The sequence below is a fragment of the Xenorhabdus entomophaga genome, assembly GCF_037996725.1.
Lineage (GTDB): Bacteria > Pseudomonadota > Gammaproteobacteria > Enterobacterales > Enterobacteriaceae > Xenorhabdus > Xenorhabdus khoisanae.
In genome coordinates this window covers 1-20,767 of the sequence record NZ_JBBMXH010000088.1, presented here as the reverse complement: position 1 = coordinate 20,767, position 20,767 = coordinate 1, and the positions used below count along the sequence as shown (strand labels likewise).

15 protein-coding genes are annotated in these 20,767 nt (G+C 41.6%); 7 read left to right on the top strand and 8 right to left on the bottom strand.

Features of this window, described 5'->3' with window-relative positions:
• Positions 1-803 precede the first annotated feature (803 nt).
• The 4 genes from AAC854_RS16615 to AAC854_RS16600 all read left to right on the top strand — a co-directional run bounded on the left by AAC854_RS16615 (position 804) and on the right by AAC854_RS16600 (position 6,651).
• A complete protein-coding gene (locus AAC854_RS16615; protein ID WP_340618094.1) occupies positions 804-1,835 on the top strand; it encodes an ABC transporter substrate-binding protein in 1,032 nt (343 codons plus the stop codon).
• A gap of 108 nt (positions 1,836-1,943) precedes the next feature.
• Entirely contained in the window at positions 1,944-4,022 is a 2,079-nt protein-coding gene (locus AAC854_RS16610; protein ID WP_340618093.1) for an ABC transporter permease, read from the top strand.
• A 15-nt stretch (positions 4,023-4,037) separates the two neighbouring features.
• The gene (gene fbpC / locus AAC854_RS16605; protein WP_340618092.1) at positions 4,038-5,081 is read left to right on the top strand and encodes a ferric ABC transporter ATP-binding protein; all 1,044 of its coding nucleotides are present in this window, start codon (positions 4,038-4,040) and stop codon (positions 5,079-5,081) included.
• A gap of 229 nt (positions 5,082-5,310) precedes the next feature.
• Positions 5,311-6,651 carry an MATE family efflux transporter gene (locus AAC854_RS16600; RefSeq protein ID WP_340618091.1) on the top strand — a complete coding sequence of 447 codons (1,341 nt, stop codon included), beginning with the start codon at positions 5,311-5,313 and terminating at the stop codon, positions 6,649-6,651.
• A gap of 48 nt (positions 6,652-6,699) precedes the next feature.
• Here AAC854_RS16600 and AAC854_RS16595 read toward each other — a convergent pair whose 3' ends face one another.
• The 3 genes from AAC854_RS16595 to AAC854_RS16585 are packed head-to-tail and all read right to left on the bottom strand — an operon-like array spanning position 6,700 to position 8,437.
• Positions 6,700-7,359: a DUF799 domain-containing protein gene (locus AAC854_RS16595; RefSeq protein ID WP_340618090.1), complete on the bottom strand. Its 660-nt coding sequence runs from the start codon at positions 7,357-7,359 to the stop codon at positions 6,700-6,702.
• Complete coding sequence (locus AAC854_RS16590) at positions 7,359-7,715, bottom strand: DUF4810 domain-containing protein (RefSeq protein ID WP_340618089.1); 357 nt, start codon at positions 7,713-7,715, stop codon at positions 7,359-7,361. The genes AAC854_RS16595 and AAC854_RS16590 overlap by 1 nt, the downstream gene beginning before the upstream one ends.
• 50 nt (positions 7,716-7,765) lie before the next feature.
• Entirely contained in the window at positions 7,766-8,437 is a 672-nt protein-coding gene (locus AAC854_RS16585; RefSeq protein ID WP_340618088.1) for a CsgG/HfaB family protein, read from the bottom strand.
• 1,060 nt (positions 8,438-9,497) lie between these two features.
• Between AAC854_RS16585 and AAC854_RS16580 the strand changes: the two genes are divergently transcribed.
• The 3 genes from AAC854_RS16580 (at position 9,498) to AAC854_RS16570 (ending at position 13,666) form a co-directional block, all read left to right on the top strand.
• The gene (locus AAC854_RS16580; protein ID WP_340618087.1) at positions 9,498-10,823 is read left to right on the top strand and encodes an SLC5/6 family protein; all 1,326 of its coding nucleotides are present in this window, start codon (positions 9,498-9,500) and stop codon (positions 10,821-10,823) included.
• Positions 10,824-10,901: 78 nt separating this feature from the next.
• Positions 10,902-12,260, top strand: coding sequence for an L-cysteine desulfidase family protein (locus tag AAC854_RS16575; protein ID WP_340618086.1), 1,359 nt, complete (start codon positions 10,902-10,904; stop codon positions 12,258-12,260).
• Positions 12,261-13,105: 845 nt separating this feature from the next.
• A complete protein-coding gene (locus AAC854_RS16570; RefSeq protein WP_340618085.1) occupies positions 13,106-13,666 on the top strand; it encodes a tyrosine-type DNA invertase in 561 nt (186 codons plus the stop codon).
• Between the two features lie 322 nt (positions 13,667-13,988).
• Here AAC854_RS16570 and yjiA read toward each other — a convergent pair whose 3' ends face one another.
• The 5 genes from yjiA to map form a co-directional block, all read right to left on the bottom strand.
• Positions 13,989-14,954, bottom strand: a complete 966-nt coding sequence (yjiA, locus tag AAC854_RS16565; RefSeq protein ID WP_340618095.1) for a GTPase — start codon at positions 14,952-14,954, stop codon at positions 13,989-13,991.
• A gap of 102 nt (positions 14,955-15,056) precedes the next feature.
• On the bottom strand, positions 15,057-15,260 hold the full coding sequence (locus AAC854_RS16560; RefSeq protein ID WP_047962587.1) for a YbdD/YjiX family protein: 204 nt from the start codon (positions 15,258-15,260) through the stop codon (positions 15,057-15,059).
• Positions 15,261-15,372: 112 nt separating this feature from the next.
• Positions 15,373-17,526 carry a carbon starvation CstA family protein gene (locus AAC854_RS16555; RefSeq protein ID WP_340618084.1) on the bottom strand — a complete coding sequence of 718 codons (2,154 nt, stop codon included), beginning with the start codon at positions 17,524-17,526 and terminating at the stop codon, positions 15,373-15,375.
• A gap of 324 nt (positions 17,527-17,850) precedes the next feature.
• Positions 17,851-19,305, bottom strand: a complete 1,455-nt coding sequence (locus AAC854_RS16550; RefSeq protein ID WP_340618083.1) for a phosphoethanolamine transferase — start codon at positions 19,303-19,305, stop codon at positions 17,851-17,853.
• 453 nt (positions 19,306-19,758) lie between these two features.
• Positions 19,759-20,568 (bottom strand): type I methionyl aminopeptidase, encoded by an 810-nt coding sequence (gene map, locus AAC854_RS16545; protein WP_340618082.1) that lies wholly within the window; start codon positions 20,566-20,568, stop codon positions 19,759-19,761.
• Positions 20,569-20,767 lie beyond the last annotated feature (199 nt).

Genomic DNA, 20,767 nt, shown 5'->3' with positions numbered 1-20,767 from the left:
ATGCATCAATTCAAGGGCGCGTTTTTGTTCTGGTGTCAGATGAATTTTCATGGTTGTAAGCATGATCGGATTGGGATAAGAAATCAAGCATCTTCAATGACGATTGGTATATATACTGAATGATTTACTAAGTGACATTCAATTCTTAAAAACAATTCTCTATTTCTTCACAGAATAAAAACAAATAATTTAGGATATATTTTATACTATAAAAACGATATTTGTCCATTAAATGCTCTATTGTTGCTTTTTACCTTTGATATCAATTGTTATAGAAATCCGGATATTAATACTACTTATGAGGTAATTATTATGTGATAAGTATTATAAAGTAAATAATATGGGGTGCTTTGAAAAGAGATAAACGTGAAGTCATCTCACTGGCACTATAATAGCTTGGAAGTTTATTCTTTTTATATGACAACTTTCGACCAAATGGTCAAATAAAAAACCAACACTCTAAAAACAAAGTTAAAATTAATTATTTAACATTAGACGCTTAACAAAAAAAATAACACCCTCTTAATTTAATTTTATAAAAACAAATAAAACCAACAAGTTTTGCTTCCTGTTTAACATAGCCCAATACTCTGTAAAATAAAAAGCACTCAATAGAAATTATTAATTTTGTTATCTGGTTTGCAAATTTACCCTATTAATTTGCATAAAAATTTTAACCTTATCATGATATCCCAAGAATGAATCAGCAGGACTCTATTTTTAAATTAATAATAAGAGTTTCGTTTATTAATATTCATCTTAACTCATCCAAGGTAGTAATTCTGAAAGTAAGGACATCATTAATGAAACTCAATTATATCGCCGCATTAATCACTCTGGGGCTAACAGCAGCTACCATAACCAGCAATACCCAAGCAGCAGGCAGACTGATTGTTTATTGCAGCGGTACTAATGCCCTATGTGAAACAGAAACGCGTGCTTTTGGCGAAAAATACAATATCAAAACCACATTTATTCGTAATAACACAGGTAGTACATTAGCTAAAATAGAAGCAGAAAAACGCAACCCACAGGCAGATGTATGGTATGGCGGTACACTTGATCCCCATTCCCAAGCCGGTGAATTGGATCTCCTGCAACCTTATCAATCACCAAATTTATCTCAAATCATGCCGCAGTTCCGCGATCCAGCAAAACGCAAAGGGAATTATTCTTCTGCTGTCTATATGGGGATCCTTGGTTTTGGTGTGAATACAGAACGCCTGAAAGAGAAAAACCTCCCCGTCCCCACATGCTGGAAGGATCTGACTAAACCAGAATATAAAGGTGAAATTCAAATTGCAGACCCACAAAGTTCCGGCACTTCCTATACCGCATTGGCGACTTTTATCCAATTGTGGGGTGAAAACGAAGCCTTTGACTATCTTAAAAAACTCAATAGTAATATTTCCCAATACACCAAGTCCGGCATTGCTCCCGCACGTAATACCGCACGCGGTGAAACAGCCATTGGAATTGGCTTCCTGCATGATTATTCACTGGAAGTTGAAAATGGTGCACCAATGAAACTGATTTCCCCTTGCGAAGGTACTGGCTATGAAATTGGTGGTGTCAGCATTATCAAAAACGCCCGCAATATGGATAACGCTAAGTTGTTTGTTGATTGGGTACTGTCCAAAGAAGCTCAGGAGCTAAGTTGGAAGCAAGGGAAATCCTACCAGATCCTCACCAATACTACGTCAGAATCCTCCCCCATCACACTGAATCCTACTGAATTGAATCTTATCAATTATGACATGGATAAATATGGTTCCAATGACATGCGTAAGCAACTGATCAATAAGTGGCTCACAGAAGTTAAAATGGGAAAATAACGTTTTAAATCAAAATAATATCTATTCAGGCAGTGAGCCATAGACATCTATTCGCTGCTTGATCATGTGATTTACGTACTCTCTTCGTGAAATTTTATTGGGGGAATTATGTCTCATACCCTTACCTTGCAGAAAAAGCAGGGGCGGGATTCTGTTTTCTGGTGGGTTATATTGGCATGGTTGTCATTTGCTCTGCTGCCATCATGGAGTCTGGATTACGGCCTTTTTGATTCAACACAAGAAGAAATTCTGGCAGCTTATGGCTGGAACGGTTTTAATATCAGCATATTATGGTTTTTACTGCCATCAGTATTGCTATTGCGTCCACAGCTTTCCGCTAATCGCAACTCTCGTCAACGTCACTATTTTGACGCGGGATATGCCCTGCTATGCACACTGTTCATTATCACCAGTGCAGCATTAGCCGGACGCGGACTAGGCTACTCCTCCATTGCTTTGTTTATCGCATTGGGAGCAATTATTACCTTGGCTCTCGCACGCTTGGAATGGCTTGGTGGGGACAATTTTGTCATTGGTTCGCTGGTAGCAATCATTGCGTTGATTGGGGTATTTATTCTTTTCCCCAGTATCTCCATCTTTATTCCTATGTTTACGGATGAGTCCGGCCATTTCGCACCTTTCGCGTTTTTATCGATACTCGGACAATCCCATATACTAAAAATTATTGTCAATTCTGTGCTGCTTTCTGTTGCAGTCGGTTTTGGCTGTACATTCTTTGGATTGGTGCTGGCAATTTACACCGCCAGAATTGCCAAACGTTCCGCCATTATTGGGCGGGTATTCTCCATTCTGCCAATCGTAACACCGCCATTTGTTGTCGGATTGGGTGTCACTCTCATGATGGGACGCTCCGGTTATATCACAGAGTTTCTGTCTACATGGTTTGGTTTAACTAACACAAACTGGTTATATGGTTTCACAGGGATTTGGATTGCCCAAGTGTTGGCGTTTACACCAATGGCGTTCATGATTTTGGATGGTGCCATCAAGACAATTCATCCTTCTTTGGAAGAAGCGGCCTATACCCTGAGAGCTAATCGCTACCAAACTTTCTTCCATGTTTTTATACCGTTACTCAAACCGGCTCTTGCCAATGCTTTCTTGATCGTCATTGTCCAATCTCTGGCTGATTTCAGTAATCCTCTGGTATTGGGCGGTAACTTTGACGTACTGGCTACCCAGATTTACTTCTATATCACAGGGTCACAGCTTGATTATCAAGCAGCCAGCACACTGGGTGCATCACTGTTGGTTTTCTCACTTCTGGTTTTCTGTATTCAGTATCTCTGGATTGGCAAACGTTCCTATGTCACGGTTTCCGGTAAATCTTACCGTGGCGATGTGCAACCTTTGCCCGTTTCACTGGTGTGGGGTGTTTGCTCCCTGCTATTTGTCTGGGTGGTATTCAATATCCTGCTCTATGGCAGTATTTTCTATGGCAGTTTTACCGTCAACTGGGGCGTGGATTACTCTCTGACTCTGGATAATTTCATCAAGCTATTTGGTCAGGGAATGAGTGATGGCGCATGGCCTTCGTTGTTAGATACGCTGCTATATGCCGGCATTGCCGCTCCAATTATTGCCATTTTCGGGCTATTAATTGCCTATATTGTGGTGCGCCAGCAATTCCGGGGCAAGAAAATCATTGAATTCACTACGATGCTCTGTTTTGCAGTTCCCGGTACGGTAGCGGGAATTTCTTATCTTCTGGCTTTTAATAACGCACCATTCTATATCACAGGTACAGCGTTCATTATCATCATCTCCATGACAATGCGAAATGTACCTGTGGGTATTCGAGCCGGTATTGCAGGGCTTGGTCAGATTGATAAATCGCTGGATGAAGCCTCTCTCAGCCTGCGGGCGGGTTCGATGAGAACAATATTGCATATTCTGCTGCCACTCTTACGTCCTGCTATCTTATCTGCATTGGTTTATAGCTTTGTGCGCGCCATAACCACGGTTAGTGCCATTGTATTTTTGGTGACACCTGATACGCGTGTAGCAACAGCTTATATCCTGAATCGTGTTGAAGATGGCGAGTATGGTCTGGCTATCGCATATGGCTCCATTCTGATTGTGGTCATGCTGGCGGTAATTTTCCTATTTGACTATTTAGTTGGCGAAGCGCGCATTTCCCGCTCAAAAGCTAAAAATACCCAGTAATCATGGAGTGACGATATGACACTGCGACATTTTGTCGAATTAAAAAATGTGACCAAACGGTTCGATAACAACACAGTAATCGACTCACTGGATTTATCCATCCCACAAGGGCATATGGTCACTTTATTGGGGCCATCAGGATGCGGTAAGACAACGGTACTCAGGCTGGTGGCTGGGTTGGAAAAACCAACTTCAGGCAACATTTTCATTGATGGAGAGGATGTTACTGATCGCTCTATCCAGCAACGGGATATTTGCATGGTATTTCAGTCTTATGCCCTTTTTCCGCATATGTCGTTGGGGGAAAACATTGGTTATGGATTAAAAATGCTGGGGCGACCAAAAGCAGAGATCCGTGAACGTGTCAGAGAGGCATTGGAATTGGTAGATTTGAGTGGTTTTGAAGATCGCTATGTTGATCAGATTTCTGGGGGGCAACAACAACGTGTTGCTTTAGCTCGCGCCCTCATCCTCAAACCTAAAGTTCTGCTATTCGATGAACCCTTAAGTAACCTTGACGCTAACCTGCGCCGCAATATGCGTGAAAAAATCCGTGAATTACAACAACAGTTCAATATCACTTCGCTCTATGTCACACATGATCAGAGTGAAGCCTTTGCTGTATCTGATACTGTTTTGGTCATGAACAAAGGAAAGATCATGCAGATGGATTCACCCCAAACTTTATATCGCCAACCTGCATCAAAATTTATGGCGAGCTTTATGGGAGATGCCAATATTTTCCCTGCCACACAAGATGCAGATTATGTGGAGATTCTCCAATACCGGATACCACGCCCGGCTAATTTCACAGCAACACAGACATCCATTACTGTTGGCGTTCGCCCGGAAGCGATTACCCTTCACCAACAAGGGAATGAAAGCCAGCGTTGCCAAATCAACCATGTCGTCTATATGGGAGCACAATATGAAGTGACCGTTGACTGGCATGGGCAGACATTATTGTTGCAGGTCAATGCCTCTCAACTGCAACCGAAAATTGGTGAAAATTATTATCTGGAAATTCATCCGGTTGGAATGTTTATTTTAGAAGAGTAACTACAAGCAAAATGTGTGTTCGGCAAGAGTCAAAATCCGTCACACCAAGCTCCTGCGGTCACCACCGCAGGAGCTTTTTTACAGGCCAAATTCTTCACAAAACCATAGAGATAAATCACCTATTCTGTCTATCAACTCATCAATAAACCCTGTAAAATCCCCTACACTTTCTGGGTATGTCACACCACAAAAAGTCCATTCATTTCACTTCTAATAAATAGGTTTTACAATGCATCAGTCTGATGTTGTTGATCGTTCGCTTTTCTCATTAAGCTGGCCGATTTTCATTGATATCTTTCTGCATATGGCGACGTTATTAATTAATACGTACATGGTCAGCCATATTTCTTCTTCTTATCTCGCCGCGATGGGAGTGGGTAATCATGTTTTTGATCTCTTCATTACGATTTTCAATTTCATTAGCGTAGGTTGCAGTGTTGTCATCGCACAATATCTGGGATCAGGGAAGCGTGATAAAGCCAGTCAAGCGATTCATATCTCTATTGCATTTAATTTTTTGCTGGGGTTCAGTTGTGCGCTGATCACGATTTTCTTCGGTTATAAGATCCTGCATATCATGAACCTGCCCGAAAATCTGATGGAGGATGGGTTTGCTTATCTGCATATCCTTGGTATCTGTCTGATACCTGAAGCCATTTCGATTATTTTGGCTGCCTGTTTGCGGGTTTATGGTAAAGCGAAAACGGCGATGTATGTCACGCTGATTGCCAACTTGCTGACGATTGTCGGCAACATGATTGTTCTGTATGGGTTCTTCGGGCTGCCTCAATATGGGCTTGAAGGCGTGGCGTGGTCTACCGTATTTGGTCGTACTGTGGCCGTTATTTTACTCTGCGGATTACTGTTCTGTGGCTTGAGAATTAAATTTGAGCCTAAGTTGCTCGTGCATTGGTCTAAGAATATGTTGGGCAAAATCCTGCATATCGGCTTACCCGCAGCCGGTGAAAATCTGGTCTGGATCCTGCAATATATGACCGCACAAGCGTTTATCGGCCTGATGGGGGAAACTTCTCTGGCTGCACAGACGCTTTACTTCCAGTTGTCCCTGTTCATTATGTTGTTCGGTATCTCTACCAGTATTGGTAATGAGATTATGGTTGGTCACCTTGTTGGCGCAAAACGCTTTGAGGATGCCTATATTCGCGGTATCAAGAGCCTGAAAATCGGCGTTATCGTGACAATCGGCGTCGTATTGGCGTTCTGGATTTTCCGGGAGCCGCTTCTTGAGCTTATGACGGAAGATAAGAAGATTATCGAGCTTCTGCTGCCGCTGTTCCTGCTCTCTGTCTTTTTGGAGCCGGGGCGTACCTTCAACATTGTGATGGTCAATGCTTTGCGCGCTTCCGGTGATGCCCGTTTTCCACTCTGCACCGCAATAATTTTCATGTGGGGCATTTCCATTCCTGTCGGTTATTTTCTGGGAATAACGATGGGGATGGGAATTCTGGGAATTTGGATAGGGTTCTTCTGCGATGAGTGGGTCCGTGGGCTAGTTAACGCATGGCGCTGGAAGTCTAAAAAATGGCAGACCAAGCGACTGGATGTCTGATTTAAATATAAAATGCCGCATAGCGTTGCGGCATTTTTATTTCAAAACTTATAACTTTTCTTTGCCATAGAATTCAGAACGTGGGCCATACAGCAAGTGACCATATCCACCTGCACTTAACAGGCGATTAGTGGTAATGCCTGCAATATCATGGCTTCTGTCCGTAATGGTATTCGCGATCTGAGAGATAGCGGCCGATACCAGTATACCGACCAGACCACCGCTGGAATAATTATCATTTTCGGTGGAAGATGCCGTAGCAATACCATTCCACAGCTGTTTACCCGTACGTAAATCCACTAAACGGGCTGTTGCACTGACACGAGTATCACTGTTAATAACTTGGTATTGCGTGCCGTACTGTGTGATATCTAGATAAAGAGCGGAATCCGCACCAAAAATGTCATACAGTTTTTTATAACTGAGATTATGGATATCCTGTGCTTCTGTCACGCCATTCTGGCGGAATGTTTCTTCAACCACAGCAACGGGATAAACATAATAACCGGATTCAGCCAGCGGATAAGCCACTTGAGACAGCAAACTGCCGGAAGCCTGTACTTCCACCGATTTATTGACCGCAGGCAGTACCAGAATAGATTTAGGTTTACTTTCCCTCAGTGCTGAATAGTCATACGGTTTATGTTGGACACATCCTGATAGAACCAGCAATAATAAGGCGCCAATTGCCCCCAGAAAACGGTTCATTATTTCACTCCCTTATTTCTGCTTAACAGAAAATCCATGTAAGGTGCTGATTCAGGAAATAAATTTTTCTCTATTTCAAACTGCTGGAAAGCATCTTCGATATTACCAACCTTGCTGTAAAGCAGCCCCATTTGTGCATGCAAACCAGGCGGAACCTGTTTATCTTTGGCTTTGGCTTGTTCAATCACTTTTTGCAATGCCTGAAGCTGCTCTTGTGGCCCGGTTTTATCCTGCTGGTAATACTGATAAAGCGTTTGCTGATAATCACCCCATACGTACATGGTTTTCGGTGCTTTTGCACATCCTACCAATAGCAGTACGCCCAACAACATCCCCGTCTTTTTCATCAAAAACATACAGCTCTCTTTCTTGTATAAACTTTCCGAAATGCACTTACCTAAGTAAATTAGATAGTTGGCTTCCATGCCCCGCTTTCAATGCCAGCAACCAGATCATTGATCGCCTCACGGATCGCCAAATCCAATACCTTGCCATTCAAGGTAGAGTCATAGCTGGAAGTACCGCCAAATCCAATGATTTCGCGACTGGAAAGTTTATATTCCCCTGCTCCGGCAGAAGAAAAAACAACTTCAGAGGTTTCAACATTCACAACATTCAGCATTACTTTTGCATAAGCCACTTGTGATTTGCCACGGCCTAAAATGCCCCATAATTGATGATCACCGACTTCTTTGCGGCCAAATTCAGTCACGGAACCCGTAATAATATAATTAGCCCCTTTCAGTTTCTGAGCCTTGCCCTGCAAACCCGCTTCAGCTTTCAATTCAGCCAGATTGGTGCGCTCCAACACGTTAAAACGGCCGGTTTGTTGTAGGTGAGTCACAAGAATTGTTTTTGACTGATTTCCTAAACGATCAATGCCGTCAGAAAAAATGCCATTTTGATAGCTTGAACGGTTTTCGAATTTCCCGACAGCGATTGGGCTGCGAATGCCTGCATAAGTAGTCTTATAAGAAGTGACTTTTTGTACCGGCAGTGTTGATGAAGATTCTGTCGCACAACCAGCCAACACAAGAGAAGCCAGACAAAGCGAGGCTAATGTGAGTTTGCTTTTCATTATTATGTCTTCCTGAATGAATGTTTAAATAAAAGTGCCCGATTTTTTGTACAGGCGGATGCTACTAACATCAGTCCAGCTAACACCAATGCTACTAACATCAAAGGAATAATAATAAATATTGTTATAGGAAAAGTCTATTTAATTCAAAAAGCAGGAGAGCAAGTCATTAAGTAACATAATGATTTATAATGATTAAAAACCAAATATTCAGTAAAGTTCATTCAGGATAAGAATGAGTTATCCGATATTAATGTCAATCTTTTATTGATGAGTTAAATTCAATACCTTTTATTATATAAAATCCACTGTAGAAAATAATATTATAATTCCCCAGATTATTATTGATAAACTAAGGAATTAAGACAACTATATTACTTATAGTAATATATTCGAACTATTTTATTATCTGAATAAAACAAAATTTCCTTTGATATTCAATGGGGAATTATTATTTAAATAAAAATACATTTGAATCTCCTGGATATATCTGTTTAACCACAATAAGCGAAGCTGGATTAACGGCGAGTAAGATGCTATTTCCAATCCATGTAGCCAGATGAAGTTCATGTATTGAACAATTTTATCAGAAAAAAACTCTAGATTAATATGCTGAACTACATCATAATATTAACAATAAAAAGGATTTAACACTAACAAGGTGTTTTGAACAAAGCTAAGCGTGATAAAGTACACAATTTTTCCCTCTGGTTGTTTCAATTGTTAATATCACAAATACTCATAATACCTTCTCACTTAAATTAAATTACTTTATTTATCAATATGATACAAGAAAACCAGTTTTCTTTTTCGCACAATCTCCCTTTGCGGTTTTTCATTGAAAACAATAAGTAGCAATTTCTTCTTTATGAAGAAGTTGTTCTCTCAGAAGTCGTATCAGATGGAGTGTTTAGGGAAATTTTTTCTCCTTGAAATCATTTACTATCAGCACACGATAATAACATCACTAAAAGAATGGTTAATCGTGTTTACGTGATGTATTTCCCCTTGTGCCTGTTCTATGCCCATTAAAATACCAAAGATGTAAGCGAGTGCTATTATGAAAACAGCAGCAAAAAACAATGATGTTACGCCCCACTTATCCCCGGCAGCCAAGTGCGCCAACATGACAGAAGATGAATGGAAAAAGGCGATAAAATTCGATAATACCGATACCGGTTGGGTTATCATGAGTATTGGTATGGCCATCGGAGCGGGCATAGTTTTCCTGCCTGTCCAGGTCGGATTAATGGGGTTGTGGGTTTTCCTGCTTTCTTCCATTATTGGCTATCCTGCCATGTATCTTTTTCAGCGACTTTTTATCAACACGCTTGCGGAATCACCAGAATGCAAAGATTATCCCAGTGTCATCAGTGGTTATCTCGGTAAAAACTGGGGCATTTTATTGGGAGCGCTCTACTTTATTATGCTGGTGATTTGGATGTTTGTTTATTCCACCGCCATAACCAATGACAGCGCTTCTTATCTACAAACCTTTGGCATTACTGATGAGTTAATGTCGGAAAACCCATTTTATGGGCTGGTGTTAATCTGTCTGCTAGTCGCTATTTCATCCCGTGGTGAACGATTACTGTTCAGAATATCCAGCCTGATGGTGATAGCAAAATTATTTGTCGTCGCCGCACTGGGGCTTTCAATGATAGGCATGTGGCATTTATACAATATTGGGGCATTACCTCCTTTCGGCTTATTAATCAAAAAAGCCATTATTACGTTGCCTTTTACACTCACCTCTATTTTGTTCATTCAAACACTAAGCCCGATGATCATCTCTTATCGTAACCGGGAACAAAAACGTGAAGTTGCCCGCCACAAGGCATTGAGAGCGATGAACATTGCCTTTGGCATCCTGTTTTGTACCGTATTTTTCTATGCCGTCTCTTTTACGCTGGCAATGGGACACGATGAAGCCCTCAAAGCCTATGAGCAGAATATTTCTGCACTGGCGGTTGCCGCTCAGTTTTTTCCCGGCGGTTGGGTCATTGCCGTCAGTATCATGCTCAATATCTTCGCTGTAATGACGGCTTTTTTTGGTGTTTATCTCGGATTCCGCGAAGCCAGTCAGGGAATTGCCATGAATATTCTTGGCCGCCTGATGCCTGTCGAAAATATCAATGAAAAATGGGTTCAAAATGGCATTATGTTTTTTGCCATTTTATTGGCATGGAGCGCCATCATCCTGAATGCTCCGGTATTGAGCTTCACTTCCCTCTGTAGCCCGATATTTGGCATCGTTGGTTGTTTAATCCCCGCCTATCTGGTCTATAAAGTTCCCGGCCTGCACCACTATAAAGGAGCATCCCTCATTTTGATCATCTTTACCGGGGTCTTGTTGTGTGTTTCTCCTTTTCTGGCCTTTTCCTGATATGGAAAAATTCATGCTTAAGAAATTTTATATGTGAAAGGCCAATTTCGATCAGTTTTGTCATTAAGGTTTGTTTATATGAGTCAGAAACAACACACACGGTTGTGGAATGAGTTTATTCGTGCCGTCAAAAAGGAAGTTAAACCAGCCATCGGGTGTACTGAACCCATTTCACTGGCCCTTGCTGCGGCCACAGCCGCATCTTACCTATCCGGCCCTGCACAGCGGATCAGTGCACGAGTTTCACCTAATTTGATGAAAAATGGTATGGGTGTCACCGTGCCGGGTACGGGAATGGTTGGGCTGCCAGTTGCTGCTGCACTTGGCGCATTGGGTGGCAACCCTGATGCGGGTCTGGAAGTTTTACAGAATGCCACCCCCGAAGAGATCGCGCAAAGTAAGGCATTATTACAGCAAGGCGCTGTCACCGTCAGTATCCAACAACCGTGTGATGACGTTCTGTATTCAGAAGCCACGGTATTTTATGAGAGTGAATCGGCAACAGTCACTATCGCGGGCAATCACACCAAGATTGTGAGAATTGAGCATAATGGCCGTGTCATATTTGATAAGCAATCTCAATCCGACGATACAGCGGTCTGTCACTCCGATGAAAACAACACTGACGGATATGTTGCCAATCATGAAACTGAATATTGCCTTGAGCAAGCCACCGCTTTTACGGTTTATGAGTTTGCCACAGAAGCGCCTTATGAGGATATTCACTTTATACTGGAAGCCGCGCGTTTGAATGATGCTCTGTCTCAAGCAGGGTTAACCACACAGTATGGCTTACACATTGGCATGACTCTGCAACGCCAACGTGACAGGGGGTTCTTGGCACGGGATCTACTTTCCGACATTATGATCCGTACTTCCGCAGCGTCAGATGCCCGTATGGGTGGCGCTGTTTTACCGGCAATGAGTAATTCCGGTTCAGGCAATCAAGGGATCGCAGCGACTATGCCAGTTGTTGTTGTAGCTGAACATCTGGGCTGCAATAAAGAACAGTTGGCACGGGCGCTAATGCTGTCACACCTGATGGCGATTTACATTCACAACAAATTGCCCGCGCTTTCCGCTCTTTGCGCAGCAACAACGGCATCAATGGGTGCGGCAGCAGGGATTGCATGGTTGATTGAACAACGCTATCAACCCGTTGCAATGGCAATTTGCAGCATGATAGGCGATATCAGCGGTATGATTTGCGACGGGGCTTCAAACAGTTGTGCAATGAAAGTTTCTACCAGCGCCAGCGCTGCCTATAAAGCCGTTTTGATGGCGCTGGATAACAGTTGTGTCAGTGGCAGTGATGGTATTGTTTCCAATGACGTAGACCAATCCATCGCAAATCTATGCTCACTTGCACGACATGCCATGCAGCAAACAGATATACAAATCATTGAGATTATGGCACACAAGGCCAGTTTTGCTTAAATAACCTGATACGACCAGAAAATGCTCATATGAGTATTTTTTGGTCCAAATGAAATCATCCTCTACATTATTCGTTCCAGTAAATAATCATTGTAATGATGAAACTATATTTAAATAATCATAGAAGATATCTATTTAATTAAATTTCACAAACCTAATAAGAATTAATTAACTTTTAAAATATCGATCAAGCAACACACATTAGAAATAATAACCAATTAGGCTAATCTGACTTAAATTATGTCCATTGTTTTAATTCACCGCTTACTTAGTGTCTTGACGTCTTAGTGCCATCCCTTTGATTTCACAAAACCTCGTTTTGATTAACACTTCCGCTGAAAACTGAAGAATAAAAATTTAATATTGAAATAAATATCAGAACATTAAACTAAAAGCTATGTATTGATGATATTTTTTAATCAAAAACAGATCATTAGATGAACAAATTAGATAAATCATTTACTTTTTCTAGTAAATGCAGTAAAAATACAAAATCAATACACCTAAATGGAAATTTAGAAGAATAAAAAACTAAAAGAAAAACTATGCGAAATGATTAGTTGTAAAATGCAGTAGAAAAGTTTTTTATATGGAATTCTATTTATGAATGCCCCATTCTGTACTTAAGAATCAAATAACACACATTTATACGATTTCAATTAGTATTTTCATGAAAAATAAGACGAACAGAAGAAGCAAATTTTTTATTTGCGGTATTTCAATTAAATCAATCCGGTATTTTGCCAATCACATTCAAAAAACACTGGTGGCTTATTGTATTCGACTGGCCAAAATACCTTGCTATTCACAATTAATCTCTCTGATTTCATAGGAATGATCATTTCATGAAACAACGTAAATTTTTGACCCGATACGAAATAAACGCAATTTTGGAAGAAACAAAACATGGGCGTCACGCAGAACGGGATTACTGCATGCTATTAATGTGTTTTATTCACGGTTTTAGGGTTAGTGAGCTTTGTAATCTATGTCTCTCTGATCTCGATCTAAATTCAGCGATTATTCATATCAGGCGGTTAAAGGGTGGGCTTTCAACTACACATCCCTTGATTCCGGAAGAAATTGAAGCATTGAAAAAATGGCTCAATGTTCGCCAGAAATGGCGCGAAGCCGATTCTCCCTGGGTATTCCTTTCCCAAAAATCCGGGGCCGTTTCACGGCAACAAGTCTATGGATTACTGAAACGTTATGGAAAACAAGCAGCAGTCAGTGTTTCTCCACATCCCCATATGTTAAGGCATGCCTGTGGTTATGCGTTAGCCGATCTCGGTCGTGATACCCGTTTGATTCAGGATTATCTCGGGCATCGTAATATTTCACATACCGTGATTTATACAGCCAGTAATGTGAAACGTTTTTCCAGAATTTGGGAAACTCAATCTTAATGAACGTATTATTTTTTCTTTGCTATTTTCACTAACATAACCTGTTATTGCAACAATCTCCACTAACTTACTTGTGGAGATTGCAGGGGATAAAATAAACGATTCCACTATCATCTAAATAAGTCATCCTCTTATGCGTATGATAATCTCCGTTTATGGATAGATTTTATTTTTATTGTTTGAGATTTGTTAACACATTGCTATATTTTTTCACATAACCTTAGACTCAAAAGATAAAATATAAAATAAACTTCTAATTAAACACGAGCAGCGAATTTATATAGATTATTTCACTGCTCAATAAGGAATAAAAAACCATCGATTATAATTCTATAAACAGCTCCGAAAATTTCTCACGAATTTTCTGTTCCGGCAGATCTATTCCAATAAAAACTAACACACTTTCACGCAATTCATCATCACGCCATTCTCTGTCCCAATCCGCACTATATAAGCGCTGTACGCCCTGAAACAACAACCGGCGCGATTCACCTTTAATAGCAAGAATGCCTTTGTAACGCAGTAGGTTGTCCGCAAAGCTCAGCAATAACTCTTCCATTAAACTAAAAACTTCTGATAATTCAATCGCATGCGATAAGTTAATAACAATCGACCGGACCGTATTTTGTTGTTTGGGAATAAACCGGAACACAGGTGCTGAAACCGTCAATGTGTCATTCAGAATAAAACCTTCAATATCAAACAGCACGCTTAAATCTGCCTCACCCTGAATCACTTTATGAATCGGCGCTTTAGCATTAATTCGCTGTAAACACTCGACTAAAGCGTCATGGGTCGGCGCAACATCTGTTTTCGTCAGAATAATCCTGTCAGCATAACCTACCTGAGACTGTGCAACGGGAAAGCGATCTAACTGTTGATCGGCATGAACAGCATCGACCAAGGTAATAATGCCATCCAGTAAAAAACGCTGGCACAAGGCTTCATGGGAGAAGAAAGTCTGTGTAATCGGCCCGGGGTCCGCCATGCCGGTACACTCAATAATCAGGCGATCAAAGTAGATTTGCCCTTTATCCATGCTATCCAATAAATCCAGCAAGGCATCTTCCAAATCATTCGAGCGGCTACAACAGATACATCCGTTACTTAATGTCTTAATCTGAGTGGCGCGATCGCCAATTAATTCATTATCAATAGGCACTTCACCAAATTCATTTTCAATGACGGCGATTTTATGACCATGATTGGCATTGAGAATATGACGCAATAGCGTCGTTTTACCTGATCCCAAAAAACCGGTCAGGATCGTGACTGATATTGGTTGCATTTTCGTTTCCTGCTGGCTGTTCAATAAATTCGCTGACTTGTTGTTTTGTTTTCCATCCACAGCATCGTATTTTTTATTAGTTCTTTTCATGAGTTATTTTCATTAACAGCAGCGCATTCCCCCTTTTCCATCACCACCATAACGGGCATTCTGGCGTTCACGGAAAAATTCTTCATAGGTCATGTACGGTTTATCAGGGTGATTTTCTTTCATATGTTGTACATATGTATCGTAGTCAGGAACGCCCACCAGCATACGGGCCGCCTGCCCCAAATATTTACCCGCCCGGCCAAGATTACCAAACATAATGATTCTCCAAAAAAATACCCCACATAATACAAAGCCGATTATGCGGGGTATAGGGATATAGCTGTTACCGATACAGAATCACTCAGTCAGTATCAGCGTAAGTATCACATCAGTGCGTAGAAGAAACTTTTACCCCGCCCTCTGGAATCGGAACATAAGGTGTTTCGTTATCAGTACGCTCTGGTGTTTTGCTCGCTTTTATCGCAGTTTTGATGCCATAGATAATGATGCTGTACACCACCACGAAGAACAGGATACTTAAACCCGCATTGGTATAGTTGTTCACAACAATGTGGTTCATGTTGCTGATTTGCTGGGCCGTTAATTCCGCACCACCTTCAGCAATCCGCTGTTTATACTCTTTCGCAAGGAATAAGAAACCTTCGAGCCGTGGGTCATCACTAAACAGTTTCAGGCCCAGCGCCCAAGTCGTACAAATCAGCAGCCAAACCGCAGGAAGCACCGTTACCCAAATGTATTTAGTACGCTTCATCTTGATCAGTACAACTGTACCCAATACCAACGCAACGGCTGCCAGCATCTGGTTAGAGATACCAAATAGCGGCCACAGGCTCTTCACGCCACCCAATGGATCGACCACGCCTTGGTACAACAGGTAACCCCATAAGCCAACACAACCCGCCGTACCGATAATACCGGCAATCAGAGAGTCAGTTTTTTTCAGGAATGGAACAAAATTACCCAAAAGATCCTGCAACATGAAACGGCCTGAGCGCGTACCGGCATCCAGCGCTGTCAGGATAAATAATGCTTCAAACAGGATTCCGAAGTGATACCAGAAGCCCATATCTGCCGCAGGGATGATTTGGTGGAATACGTGGGCAATACCTACCGCCAGAGTTGGCGCGCCACCAGCACGGTTCAGGACAGACGGCTCACCAATGTCTTTTGCCGTTTGCAAAATCTGATCCGGTGAAATTACAAAGCCCCAGGAACTGACAGTCGCAGCCGCGTGCGTTGTCACCTCTTTTAAGGAAGCCATGATCATGGGTGCTTCTGCTGTGCCCAGATTATGCAGATCAGGCATGGTAATGCCCAGCGCTGCCGGAGGCGTATTCATGGCAAAATACAGGCCCGGTTCGATAATGGATGCAGCAACCAATGCCATGATCGCAACAAATGATTCCATCAGCATTGCACCGTAACCAATGAAACGTGCATCTTTTTCATTTGCCAGCAATTTAGGTGTCGTTCCCGAAGAGATCAGAGCATGGAAACCCGATACTGCACCACAAGCAATGGTAATGAACAGGAATGGGAACAGCGTACCTTTCCAAACTGGCCCTGTACCATCAATATATTGTGTGACGGCAGGCATTTTCAGTTCAGGATTCAGAATAACGATACCAATCGCAAGGCCGACAATGACCCCGATTTTCAGGAAAGTCGCCAGATAATCACGCGGTGCCAAAATTAGCCAGACGGGTAATAATGCAGAAATAAACGCATAACCAATCAGTGCATAAGTGATGGTAGTATCTTTGAAAGTCAGCGCAGGCCCCCAATAAGGATCGGCCGCAACCACTCCACCAAACCAAATAGCAGCAACCAGCATGAGAATACCAATCACGGAGACTTCACCAACACGCCCCGGACGGATATATCGCATGTAGATCCCCATGAAAAGCGCAATTGGCACAGTAGAACAAACCGTAAAGACTCCCCACGGACTTTCCGCCAATGCTTTTACGACAATCAAAGCCAGTACCGCCAGAATGATGATCATGATTAAGAAGCAACCAAACAGGGCGATTGTCCCCGGCACCCGTCCCATTTCTTCTTTAACGATCTCACCAAGCGATGCACCATTGCGGCGGGAGGAGATAAACAACACTATAAAGTCCTGTACCGCACCAGCGAGCACCACACCTGCCAATAGCCACAATGTTCCCGGCAGATATCCTACCTGTGCCGCCAATACTGGTCCTACTAACGGCCCCGCTCCTGCAATGGCCGCAAAGTGATGACCAAACAGGACATTTTTATTGGTAGGAACATAGTTCAGGCCATCATTGTTGACGACCGCAGGGGTTGCCCGTGTCGCATCCAGTTTCATCACCTTAGTGGCGATGTAAAGGCTGTAATACCGATAAGCCACCAGATAAACCGCTACGGATGCAACAATGATCCATAAAGCACTAATGTGTTCTCCCCGTCGTAGCGCAACAACTCCAAGGCAAAATGCGCCAATTATCCCCAATATCATCCAGGGAATATGTTTTAACAATTTATTATTGTTCATAAAACTTCCTTTTCAAGGTAAGACGAACAGCAAGTCACTATTTAATTTTTTACTTCCTTCTCCACGAGATAACTCTCTGATGGCTGAAAGGAAGCAATACCGATTAAAGGCAAATACTCCTCGCCACACTGCACTATGATATAAAATTCCTCTCACAATATTGGAAGGATCTCAGCCAGCGGTTGAATACCGTATTAAACGGTCAGAATCCCCCCATCAGTGGTTATGGCTTAGAAAATCCGCCTTGAATTTGTGACGTAACTCACTGTTCACAAACCAAAATTAACTATTTATAAACCAAATTACTATTTGTAACAGAAATTACTATTTATAACCTAAATTAATAGTGTCATCCTTCAGTTGATTAAAGTCCTTATACTCGTTACTGAATGAAATCACGGTATGTTGGTGCTGACATTCTTGGTTAGAAAACCAATCACAGTCGGATGTCAAACGGGGTTCCTCGACTCCCAACCATGTGGACAACATGGATAAAAGGTACAAACCGCTGCGTCGTGCGTCGATCTTATCTTTACCCGATGGGTTGGAGGCCTCGTTTTTTGAGGAATAATCGTAACCGGTGATGATAAAAGGAACTTGATAGTTCTGTTTATGGCTGTCGTTATGAGTCACGTTCTCACCATCCGTGTTTTTATTCACAAATGACAACCCATGATCCGCGAAATAGAGCATCGTCCAATGCAATTGGTTTTGATTGGCAATATTTTCAATTTCAGCCAGAAGGTTATCCGTATTCTGGATACTCTGGATATAACACGAGATGTTTTGGGAATGAAAATAATCGCTGTATTGTTCATTAGTTCTGGCACAAGGCTGTGGGTGCGAACCCATTAAGTGAATGACAACCAGTTTCTTCTGTTTATCTTTTATCAACGCATTACGGATATAAGGCAATAAATTTTCATCCGGCATATAACTGCGATCATCTGAGCTGCCTTCTTTTAAAAAAGTATGGTATTTGGCCTGTTGCCCAATCAGTGCCACCGGAGAATCAAAGCCTCCTTTCATGCCTTGATTAGAAAGCCAGTAAGTTTCAAACCCTGCTTTTTTCGCCAATGAAACTATGCTGTTATTCAATTGAATTTCGTTTTTTTCACGAATTGCCAGAGAGTTCATCAATGACAGTTGTGTTGATGGAGCAGCAGAAATATAGTTGGTCAACATTGTTGCATTGGTTTTATCCAGCCACGGGGTATTTTTATTCGGAAAACCATAAGCCCCCAGAAAGTCTTTTCGGACACTCTCACCAATCACCATAATGTATGTGTCATACTTTTCTTCTTTGACAATAGGTCGCCAATCATCCTGATTCTTGATAATTTTGGCAAACCGACTATTTTCAGACATAACTTCTGTATAACTCCGATAAACGTCACCGAAAAAGCGGGCCTCAGGCAAACTGGTATTCAAAAGTTCCGAGCCATCTTCAAAATCCGATTTAATGTAGCCCTTAACTGGCGACCAGAAAGCAGAAATAAAAAATAGGGCAAGTAACCATTTTTTGCTTTTATCAGATAAGGTGATGTTTAATTTGAAAGCAAACATCATCAAAATAAAAATAGCGAAGGCAGTTAGATAAGTTGATAGCGGAAGGCCACTAATATACTCCAATGTTTCATTCTGATTCGTGTAGAGTAATGAACCTACCGCATTAACATCTGGATAACCATAGTTGAGGCCAATGGGAGTGTAGAGTATCCCCACAAGGGAAAAAAAGGCAATCAGAACGATATATATTCGTTTACTGACCGCTGCCATAAATAGGAATAATGAAAATGCACTAAAGACATATATCAGCTTTAATTGATAGCCCAAGCATTTATGTATTAGAAATATAAGAAAAAAAAGGACAATAAAACAAGAGACGTTCTTATTTTTATAAATAGAAGACATAGTAACCCTGTAATTTTATATAGCGGAGATAAATATCAATTTAAGCAAATTAGTTATTTTTTGAACAAACACTACCCACCTCTGCTGTCCGAAAATTCAGCATGGCACAATTTTAGCTAAACATGGGAATGAAGATAAGTTTACCTAAATCCGCCAAATAATAAACTGATTGATTTCACAAAGAAAATTTTTTTCTTCTTAGAAAAAATTCTATAGATTAAAAGAAAAAAGTTTACTTAATGACAAAATAAAACCCAACACTATATCTAATACCATATTAATCAGCATTGGGTTTACCATCATTCAACAGAATGCAGATTACCGGGTGATCGACAGATAACGCTCAAAAGCCTCACGTTCTTCATCCCGCAAAGTCAATACCTTGAAGCCATCACGGGTTACCAAAATCGTATGCTCAAACTGGGCCGATAACCGGCGATCTTTGGTCGTGACTGTCCAACCATCTTTATGCAGCTTTACGTCCTTTTTACCCTGGTTAATCATAGGCTCGATCGTGAAAGTCATGCCTTCCTCCAGCAATGTACCTTCACCAGCCCTGCCATAGTGCAGGACTTGTGGTTCCTCATGCATACTGCGGCCAATTCCATGCCCACAATATTCACGCACCACAGAGTAATTATTGGCTTCAGCATGCTGTTGTATCGTATGACCGATATCCCCCAACGTGATACCCGGCTTAACGATCTTAATCGCCTTATATAGACATTCTTGGGTCACATTGACCAAACGTCTGGCATGGGATGGCACATCGCCAACACAAAATGTGATACTGCTGTCCCCATAATATCCTTCTTTTTTAACCGTCACGTCTACGTTAACAATATCTTCATTTTTCAGCCTCTTCTCAGAAGGCCAGCCATGACAAACAACATGATTCACTGAAGTATTGACTGTATAAGGGAAGCCATACTGCCCCAGACTGCCGGGTATCGCATCAAGGGTATGAACGATGTAATCATGGCAAAATGAATCGATTTCCAGAGTCGTTATACCTGGCGCGATAATCGAGCGAACCGCTTCAAGTACCTGGCCTGTCAAACGCCCCGCAATTTCCATTTTCTTTATCTCTTCCGCATTCTTTATCAATATTCCGTTGCTTCTTGTCATGTGTTCTTCTCTTAATTCAAGTTATGTAGGTTCCGTTTTAATAATGCACTTGCATTAGTGCACAACTCAAGCCAACATTTATCTCAAATCTTGGATTCGCATGATAAGTGCAATTTCTGAAAAAGGCGGTCAGTTGCTATAGTAGGCATCTTTCTCGCCAAAGGAAAATGCACTATGACCTATAAACAACTGACCGAAT

Bases quoted from the DNA above. Each gene is read 5' to 3' on its own strand.
- yjiA (WP_340618095.1), bottom strand. From the start codon at position 14,954: ATGCAACCAATATCAGTCACGATCCTGACCGGTTTTTTGGGATCAGGT.
- fbpC (WP_340618092.1), top strand. From the start codon at position 4,038: ATGACACTGCGACATTTTGTCGAATTAAAAAATGTGACCAAACGGTTC.
- AAC854_RS16580 (WP_340618087.1), top strand. From the start codon at position 9,498: ATGAAAACAGCAGCAAAAAACAATGATGTTACGCCCCACTTATCCCCG.
- AAC854_RS16570 (WP_340618085.1), top strand. From the start codon at position 13,106: ATGAAACAACGTAAATTTTTGACCCGATACGAAATAAACGCAATTTTG.
- map (WP_340618082.1), bottom strand. From the start codon at position 20,568: ATGACAAGAAGCAACGGAATATTGATAAAGAATGCGGAAGAGATAAAG.
- AAC854_RS16585 (WP_340618088.1), bottom strand. From the start codon at position 8,437: ATGAAAAGCAAACTCACATTAGCCTCGCTTTGTCTGGCTTCTCTTGTG.
- AAC854_RS16555 (WP_340618084.1), bottom strand. From the start codon at position 17,526: ATGAACAATAATAAATTGTTAAAACATATTCCCTGGATGATATTGGGG.
- AAC854_RS16590 (WP_340618089.1), bottom strand. From the start codon at position 7,715: ATGTTTTTGATGAAAAAGACGGGGATGTTGTTGGGCGTACTGCTATTG.
- AAC854_RS16600 (WP_340618091.1), top strand. From the start codon at position 5,311: ATGCATCAGTCTGATGTTGTTGATCGTTCGCTTTTCTCATTAAGCTGG.
- AAC854_RS16550 (WP_340618083.1), bottom strand. From the start codon at position 19,305: ATGGCAGCGGTCAGTAAACGAATATATATCGTTCTGATTGCCTTTTTT.
- AAC854_RS16610 (WP_340618093.1), top strand. From the start codon at position 1,944: ATGTCTCATACCCTTACCTTGCAGAAAAAGCAGGGGCGGGATTCTGTT.
- AAC854_RS16575 (WP_340618086.1), top strand. From the start codon at position 10,902: ATGAGTCAGAAACAACACACACGGTTGTGGAATGAGTTTATTCGTGCC.
- AAC854_RS16560 (WP_047962587.1), bottom strand. From the start codon at position 15,260: ATGTTTGGTAATCTTGGCCGGGCGGGTAAATATTTGGGGCAGGCGGCC.
- AAC854_RS16615 (WP_340618094.1), top strand. From the start codon at position 804: ATGAAACTCAATTATATCGCCGCATTAATCACTCTGGGGCTAACAGCA.
- AAC854_RS16595 (WP_340618090.1), bottom strand. From the start codon at position 7,359: ATGAACCGTTTTCTGGGGGCAATTGGCGCCTTATTATTGCTGGTTCTA.